This is a genomic window from Bacillus sp. 05T22, from assembly GCF_056396765.1.
On the sequence record NZ_JBFTMC010000147.1, the window covers coordinates 1 to 8,611 of the forward strand.

General features: G+C 28.5%; 8 protein-coding genes. 5 read left to right on the forward strand and 3 right to left on the reverse strand.

Annotated elements, in window-relative coordinates:
• Positions 1-590 precede the first annotated feature (590 nt).
• The 3 genes from AC1DIT_RS25625 to AC1DIT_RS25635 form a co-directional block, all read right to left on the reverse strand.
• On the reverse strand, positions 591-740 hold the full coding sequence (locus AC1DIT_RS25625; RefSeq protein ID WP_431089257.1) for a hypothetical protein: 150 nt from the start codon (positions 738-740) through the stop codon (positions 591-593).
• A 209-nt stretch (positions 741-949) separates the two neighbouring features.
• Positions 950-1,144: a hypothetical protein gene (locus tag AC1DIT_RS25630; RefSeq protein ID WP_431089256.1), complete on the reverse strand. Its 195-nt coding sequence runs from the start codon at positions 1,142-1,144 to the stop codon at positions 950-952.
• Between the two features lie 73 nt (positions 1,145-1,217).
• On the reverse strand, positions 1,218-1,406 hold the full coding sequence (locus AC1DIT_RS25635; protein ID WP_431089254.1) for a class IIb bacteriocin, lactobin A/cerein 7B family: 189 nt from the start codon (positions 1,404-1,406) through the stop codon (positions 1,218-1,220).
• A 148-nt stretch (positions 1,407-1,554) separates the two neighbouring features.
• On the opposite strand from AC1DIT_RS25635, the gene AC1DIT_RS25640 reads away from it, so the two are divergent.
• From AC1DIT_RS25640 to AC1DIT_RS25660, 5 genes are all read left to right on the forward strand, one after another.
• Positions 1,555-3,771, forward strand: coding sequence for a peptidase domain-containing ABC transporter (locus tag AC1DIT_RS25640; RefSeq protein ID WP_431089253.1), 2,217 nt, complete (start codon positions 1,555-1,557; stop codon positions 3,769-3,771).
• On the forward strand, positions 3,764-5,077 hold the full coding sequence (locus AC1DIT_RS25645) for an HlyD family efflux transporter periplasmic adaptor subunit (protein WP_431089250.1): 1,314 nt from the start codon (positions 3,764-3,766) through the stop codon (positions 5,075-5,077). Before AC1DIT_RS25640 ends, AC1DIT_RS25645 begins: the two co-directional genes overlap by 8 nt.
• Before the next feature lie 217 nt (positions 5,078-5,294).
• Complete coding sequence (locus tag AC1DIT_RS25650; protein WP_431089248.1) at positions 5,295-5,879, forward strand: MarR family winged helix-turn-helix transcriptional regulator; 585 nt, start codon at positions 5,295-5,297, stop codon at positions 5,877-5,879.
• A 1,259-nt stretch (positions 5,880-7,138) separates the two neighbouring features.
• A complete protein-coding gene (locus tag AC1DIT_RS25655; RefSeq protein WP_431089246.1) occupies positions 7,139-7,690 on the forward strand; it encodes a MerR family transcriptional regulator in 552 nt (183 codons plus the stop codon).
• A 196-nt stretch (positions 7,691-7,886) separates the two neighbouring features.
• Positions 7,887-8,165, forward strand: a complete 279-nt coding sequence (locus AC1DIT_RS25660) for a hypothetical protein (protein ID WP_431089244.1) — start codon at positions 7,887-7,889, stop codon at positions 8,163-8,165.
• Positions 8,166-8,611 lie beyond the last annotated feature (446 nt).

The following is an 8,611-nucleotide window of genomic DNA, read 5'->3' on the forward strand; positions in this document are numbered from 1 at the left end:
TATGTAAAAAAGCTAGCATGAATCTAGCTTTTTCTTTTTTGATCACGGGTGTTCTAATATCTTTATTCATCATGTTTTGAATGTATACTTTTGCTAGTGTTTTTGAAGAAAATAGATGAAGTGAAATAAACCCAATGAAATCAACAAAATGAATGTAAACAAATATACAAAAGTTTACATTCGCATTTGTAAAAAATAAAAAGCACTTTTTAACGTTTTATAAGTGCTTTTAACTTGATATTAATTATGTAGTTTTATAATTTTTATTTTTAAGATCGAATAGATTTTTTATAAATACTAAGGAAAATCCAATTGCACAAATAATTCTGAACCAATCAAATTTATGTTCTGTGTTAAGTACGGAAATAAATTCAATAGCATTAGTAATAAATAGTATTCCGAATATCCATATGTTAAATTTTATTAATTTTAAACTTTGCATAATATTCACTCCGATTTTTAAATAATTACTTTTCATTATATAATAATTCAATTTAATATTACATAATAATTATTTTTTAATATTAAAATACTCTAATATTACAGGTAGGAGGGAATTTTAGTAATTGTAATTATAGTTTTTATTTTTATTATTTAATTTTAGATATAATCCATTTCCCTGCACTTTTACCCCATTTCATAGGATAATATGATGCATTTGTTGATGTAAATTTAATATTGCCGCCATTTATATTTAATAATTCTTTTTTAGTTAGTTTAATATATTTTATTTTATTCATAATTGCTTCTCCTTATTTTATGAGTAAGATATTTTTATAATTAAAAAAATACAGAGTTATAAGTGATTATATCTTTTTTTATTAATTATATATCGAAATAATTAGAAAAAGCGATATCTTTCCGATTTTAATATTCAATATATGAGATATAATATATAACTCTGTATTTTGAGTGATTTTTTTATTAGATAGTATTTAGATTTATATTACTAGCAATCTTTTCTAGATAAATTACCACAATATTTATTTCGGTTTTTATTGTAGTTATCACTTGCTCTTTTATATTGTTTACCAGCTTTTCCAATCCAGTATCCGATTCCATTATAAATGTCATCGGCACTACCACCGTTAGTATTTAACATTTCTTGTGTTGTAAGTAAATTATAATTTTTAGTTGTTTTCATATCAAAAACTCCATCTTTTTATTTTTATATTACGATTAAATGTTTTTTATTTCGTTAATTAAAAACTTAAATTTTAGTTTTCGCTCCAGCCTTTTTTAATTCCTTTTCCAACTTGATAAACTGCATTTCCTGCTGAAACAACAGTCATAACTGCACCTACACCTGGAATGAATTTTGTAACTACTTTAGTTTTCCATCCTCCGCCGTCAACATTTAGTAATTCTTGTTCGTTTAATTGTTTAAGATTTTTAATTGTTTTCATAATAACTATTCCTCCTAATATTTTGAAAAATGGATATAGTTTTATTATACTAATAAGTGGTTGGATGTCCAATGTTTTTTTGAAATATTTGCAAAAAACTTTTTTTAGTTTTTTGTTGATTAATTTACTTTAGAAAGTAGGAAAAGGTTTGAAGGGAAAATTTACGTGTATTAAACAACATGATTTAAAAGATTGTGGACCAGCTTGTTTATCCATGATTGCACGTCATTATGGATTTACGATGTCTATTTCAAAAATTAGGGAAATAGCAGGAACAGATTTACAAGGAACAAATGTTAAAGGTTTGATAGAAGCCGGTGAAAGATTAGGATTTGATGTGAAAGGTGTTAAAGCAACAGAACAAGAGGCTTTAAAAGAGATACCTTTACCAGCTATAGCTCATGTAATAGTTGATGGTGGATTACATCATTATGTGGTGATTTACAAAATAAAAAAGGATAAAATTTATATTGCTGATCCTGGGAAAGGGCTTATTACTTATAGATTGGAGGAATTTTGTCAAATTTGGACAGGTATTCTTGTTTTAATGCAACCTGGACAAAATTTTAAAAAGGGGGAAGTTTCTCAAAGTACATTTTCTCGATTTTTCTCTTTATTAAAACATCAATCAAATTTATTAGTTCCTTTATTTTTGGTTTCTATCTTTTTTAACTTGTTTGGTTTTGCAGGAGCATTTTATTTTAAGTTTTTAATTGATGATATTCTTGTAAATGATTTGATACAAACACTTCATATTGTATCTATAGGGATTATTATTTTATATATTTTCAAAGTGTTGCTTTCTTATTTTCGTTCTTATTTAGTTTTGTATTTTAGTAGAAGAATTGATATAAAATTAATGCTTGGATATTATCGTCATGTAGTGGGATTACCTATGAATTTTTTTGAAACAAGAAAAGTTGGAGAAATTATTTCTCGCTTTATGGATGCGAGTAAAATACGTGATGCATTATCAACTATAACAGTTACATTGATGATCGACACTTTTATGGTAATATTTGGTTCTGTTTTGTTATATATACATAGTCCGATTTTATTTGGAATAACTCTTTTATTGATTCCTTTTTATGTTGGTATTATTTTTATATTTCATAAACCATATCAAAATATGAATAGAGAAGAAATGGAAAGTAATGCAAAATTAACTTCATATTTAGTAGAGTCTTTAAGTGGGATTGCGACAGTCAAATCTTATAATGCTGAAAAAGAAATATTTTTTCAAACAGAAAGTAAATTTGTTAATTTATTGAAATGTGTATTTAAATTAGGAATGTTATCTAATATTCAAGGGTCTATTAAAATGGGTCTCGAATTAATAGGTGGAATTATTATTCTTTGGATTGGTGCTATTCAAGTATTAAAAGGAAATATGACTATTGGTGAATTAATTACATATAATGCGCTTTTAGCATACTTTTTAGATCCAATTGAAAATTTAATATCTATCCAACCAACTATGCAATCTGCTTTAGTTGCAGGAGAAAGATTAAATGAAATTTTTGATTTAGAAGCTGAAAAAAGTGAAAAAGAACATGATAGGGTTTCTCCTAAGCAGTTATCTGGAAATATTGAATGTTTGAATGCTACATTTCGTTATGGAACACGTAATAATGTATTAAATAATATAAGTTTTTCTATTAAAGCAGGTAGTCAAGTCGCTTTCGTAGGGGAAAGTGGTTCTGGAAAAACAACAATTTCAAAATTGCTAATGAATTATTACGAGTTAAAACAAGGTGATATATATTATGATGATTATCATATTAAAGAGTTAAATCGAACGGCATTACGAGATCGAATTGCATATGTATCTCAAGAATCGTTTTTCTTTAGTGCTTCTATTTATGATAATTTATGTTTTGGACTAGAACGAAAAGTTAATTTAGAAGAAATTATTAGAGTATGTAAACAAGCGTCTGCACATGATTTTATTAGTGAATTACCATTACGTTATGATACTTTCTTAGAAGAAAATGCATCTAATTTATCAGGTGGACAAAGACAGCGTTTGGCAATTGCACGCGCTTTATTAAAAAAACCTGATATCCTAATATTAGATGAAGCTACAAGTAATTTAGATTCTACAACTGAAAAAAATATTACTGATATGTTGAAATTCTTAGGTTCAGAAGGAGTAACGGTTATTATGATTGCTCATAGATTAAGTACAATTCAACATGCACATCAAATTTTTGTAATGGAAAAAGGAAATATTATAGAACGAGGTTCTCATGAAGAATTATTATTTAATAAAAATAAATATTACAGTTTGTGGAAGAATCAAACAGTTCATGCAGAACATATAGAATTACAATCTCATGTAGTGCGAGGTATTCAATATGAGTAAAATTTATTCTTTTGATCAATTAACGGATAGTGTGGAGTTATTGGAAAGAAAGCCACCTCGTTTTATTGCTGGATTATTATGTTTTCTTCTTACAGTTTTATTTGGATTTGTGATTTGGGCTTATGTTGGAAAATTAGATATCGTTAGTAAAGGAACTGCAATGATACAAGGTAAATCGATGATAAGTGTATCTCGAACTCAAATTGTAGGAACTGTAGATGTTGTTGCGGTCAAGTCTGGTGATGAAGTGAAAAAAGGTGACACTTTGATTCAATTAAAGAATTCGGAATTAACGGATAAGCAGAGTCAAATGAATCAAATTGTTCAACATTTAGAAGGGCAAAAAGGGATGCTAGAACAATTAAAACAGAGTATTCAATCTCATCAGTTGTCTTTTTCTAATGAAGTAGATACAAAGTTCAGAGAAGAATATAAAGCATATGAACAAGCATATCAATCTTTGCAAAATGAAAAAGAAAATGAAATAGAAGTAATAAAGAATAGTAAACTATCAAATGAACAAGATGAGGTCTTACAAGGATTAATTGCAGAAAAAGAAAATATTGAAAGAGAATTACAATCTATTAAAAAACAAAGAAAAAAAGAAAACTTTTTAGAAGAACAACAGCAATTATCAGGTGATAAAGTAGATTCTTTAGAATCTCAACAAAATAGTGTTGAAAAGCGAATTCAACAACGAAAAGAGATTTTAGAGAGTGATAGAAAAAAAGTTGATGTTACTAGAGAAGGTAAACAAGAACAAAAGAAAGATGCTTTAAATCAGTATAAAGAAAATATGATCATCTCAGTCAATCAACGAATTCAATCTTTAGAACAAGAGATATTTGTAAAAAAACAAGAGCTGAATGGATTACGTAATCAAAATGAAACGACAACTATAAAAGCGCAAAAGGATGGGATTGTACAATTTTCTTCTATCATACAACAAGGTGATTTGGTTGATCCCGGTCAAGAGGTAGTTTCGATTATTCCAAAAGACGATGAAAAAAAGGTAAAAATTTTGTTTCCAGTTGAAGAGATAAAAGGAATTAAAAAAGGAGATAAAGTACAGTATTCTTTTAAATTAAAGAATACTGACAAACAAACAGGAATAATAACTTATGTATCTCCGTATCCTATTTTGGATAAAGATTCTAAAAGTTATATATACGAATTAGAAGCGACAATTAATACAAAGGATTCAAAAGAATTACACATAGGAATGGTTGATAGAGCTTCTGTAGTGACAGGAGAAGAAAAGATTTGGAGATTTGTATTAAAAAAATTAGGTTTTATATCTAATTAATAAATTATAAAGTTTTAAAAAATCATAGCTATAAACTTTTACATACCCATGATTTTTAAAATGCATAAAAAAATCTCCTCATGCTATAATTAATTTTGTCGAGAAATCAATTATTATGAAGAGATTTTTATAATGATTCAATTAAATATATAATTGAATCATAACATAAAATATTTCTCTTCTCTAGTTGAAAATCTTAGAAAAGAGGAGAAAGATTATGTCAAAGCTCGTTAATTTAGAACAAGCTGAAAGGAATTCAAGATTGAGAGATATTGAGAATTCAAAGATTTTGTCAGAAGAAGAGATGTATTTAGCAAATGAACTTCAAGCAAAAGCTAATTCGTATGGAATGAAGTTAGTACCTGAACGGAAAGTAAAAAATAAAGCTAAATTTGCTCAAATCATTCAAGAGAATTGGTTATATCTTATTCAAAATAATTATTTGAAAAACGAAGAAATTATGTTTTTAAACAAAATCATTGGATTTATAGGTTTTCGTTCTAACTGTATTGTTCATGATATTAACGCAAAAGAACAATTACCTATGACTCAAACTGAAATAGCAGAAAAAATAGGTTCTAGTAAAAATACAGTTAGTAGATTAGTAAAGCAATTAATTGAGAAAGGTCTAATTGGACGTTTTGAATCCGGTAGAGATGGAATTAATGCTAGAATGTATGCATTGTACATAAACCCTAATGTAATTCTTTGTGGAGATCGTGACAATATTAATCAAACATTACAAACCATGTTTATAAGAAAACCAAAAGAATTAAAAAATTTACCAATAAAATTAGTGTAACCTGTATGAATTTCATACAGGTTTTTTTATAACTTTAAAGTTATCGAATTCGATAACTAAAGTTATCGAATTCGATAACTTTAAAAAATCCCGAATCCCTTGGTATTACTGATTTTTTTCTACTTTTGTATGCTTGTCCCTTCTCACTCTATATATAGGGAGCTAAAAGTTCCGCAAGGAACGGGTTGTATTTTCCTCCGCTTTGCTTCAGAAAATCTCCACCCTTTTCGCTTTGCTACATCCTTGCAAAACTTTTTTCGGCTCGAATTTTGGTGGCACCAAGCCGATACATCCAAAAGCAACTATTAGGGATCATCGGCTTGAATTTGCTATTATACGAGCCGAACCGCTAGTGATTCGATTTAAAATTTCACTTACCAAATTGATAGAATACGTTATATGTGGGGTTTCGCCCCCATACGACGAACCAGCCTCAACCCCAAAAGCAAACGAAAACCTTCATTTAAAACTGTTTGTTTTGCTTTTTAAGCTTTTATTTTTGTTTCTACGACAAATAGTATTATTTTAGATTTGTATTCTTTAAAATGGATTTTAAAGCGTCTGAATGATATATCATATTTTGTTGTTGTTTTTGTTTCTAAATTATAATCTTGTGTGTACTTAATTTAGATGTATCTCTTTTAGTATTTTAAAGTAATGTTTGATTACAATTTATAAAATATATGATGTCTACAGCAGGTGCACATTTGATGCTATGAAGAGTACCTTGTGTACACCTCGACTCTACTTTTAACGAAAAATACGTGTAATTGGAAAAATTTGAGTCGACCGTGAGTACACATCTTGGAAATTTTCGTGTACCCACGTTTAAGCTAGGCTCTGCCTAGCCCCAACCCCTAGTTGGGCCCAAAAACCCCTTATGCTCTTCTCTCTTTTTTTATTCAGAATTTCCAATTTTATAAAATGACTTGCCTTTTGATAGAGTTTTATTATGTTAAAAAAACAAAAATATGATTTTAATTGTGGTTTATTGCAAGGTTATTAGAAAAAAAATGTGGCGCGTCCATGGTCTTCGCTATATGGATTAAATAATGATTTGTTAAGAAGAAAATGAAGTATGACTTAGAGATGTGAAGGACTCCGTTATTTTTATATGACAGAAGGATATAAACCTTAGTAAAATGAATTAGTAAAAACCTAGGTTTTATACCTAGGTATCAAGGTTGATTTTTTTGAAAATAACCCTTGATATTTAAAAAACTTAGGTTTTTATCTAGGTTTTAAAGGTGGGTAAAAAGATGGATAAAAGTGAAAACCTAGGTAAAGAAAAACCAGGTTATATAGCGATGACTGTTAAAGAAGTTGCATTGTGTTTAGATGAATCGCCAAATGTTATAAGAAATTGGATGAAAGAATTAAGGACGTATATTTCTTTAGAGAAAAATGAATCAGGCTATAATGTTTTTAATGAGAAAGCTCTTGAGCAAATGAAGATGGTTAAACAATTACACAGAGAACAGAATTACTCAATAAAACAAATTGAACATTATTTTGCTACAGGTGGAGAAAGTATAAAGCCTGTACCTAGTAAAGAAGTTGGAGAAATTTTAGCTGAAGAATTAAAAGCGTTAAAAAATGAAGTTAGTAGACTTAGAGAATATAGTGAGAAACAAGAGGAATTTAATAAATTGTTAATTGAACAACTACAAAAACAACAAGATTATATTGACAATAAGTTAGAGAACCGTGATCAGAAGTTACTTGAAACAATTAGAGAAGTACAAGAAACAAAATTATTAACGGCATCTACAGAACAAAAAGGTTTTTTCGCGAGATTATTTAGAAAATGATTTTTTGAGATTTGGTAAAGAACTTGTTATTAAGGATTTAAGGAGATAATTAGTATGAATAAAAAAGGTAAAATTTCAATTGCGACTTTTGGCATAGTAGGTACTTGTTTACTATTTTCTATAATGTATTTTATTGTGAAAAAGGCTATTTTAAGAGGATAAGTTGTTACATTTCTAATAAAAAGGTAGAGGATATATGTTTTTAAAAGCTTCATATTCTGAGTTTATTAATTTTATTATCCTGATTACAGTTATTTTAGTTCTATGGAGATTAAAGGTATGGTCTAATAAAAAATATAATGTTCCTAAAGTATTCAAATGGTTCCCTGAAAGATGGGGGAAAAGAAAAATTTTAGAACAGTTTTACCAATCAAAACTTGATGTTGAAGGTAAAGGGATTTGGATTACTTATTATGCTGTAGATTTATATGTTATAACTATTCCATTACAAGTGAAAAAATATAATACACTTTAATGTTCTGTTTTTTTATTAAGAAGTTTTAAAATATGGTAAGTGAAATTATAGGTATAATTTTATGTGAATATTAAAGTTAAAAAGCTAATTTTCTATGAAAATTAGCTTTTTATTTATTGTTAGCAATAATTATTGAATTGAATAAAAAATGCATTTAGAAGGAATCGTGGTGGCGGCGCATGTGGAATCGCTGAGTCCTGGCGTTTATGCCGCGAAAGTTCCTTGACGATGAGGGGAACCCTCATGCAAACTCGCCAGAGGTGGCCCCAGAAGGGCGGTTTTTGCCCGCTGGGGTTGGCTTTGGGAGTTTGAGGGTTCGGAGGCTCGTGGTCAAGGGAACCGTGGAATAAAAAGCGAGGACGGACCCCAGGACAGGGCAAAAACCAATGTCTTCGCCAAGATTCGTGGTTCTACTGTTAGAAAAAGGCGAATAAGAATATAGCATA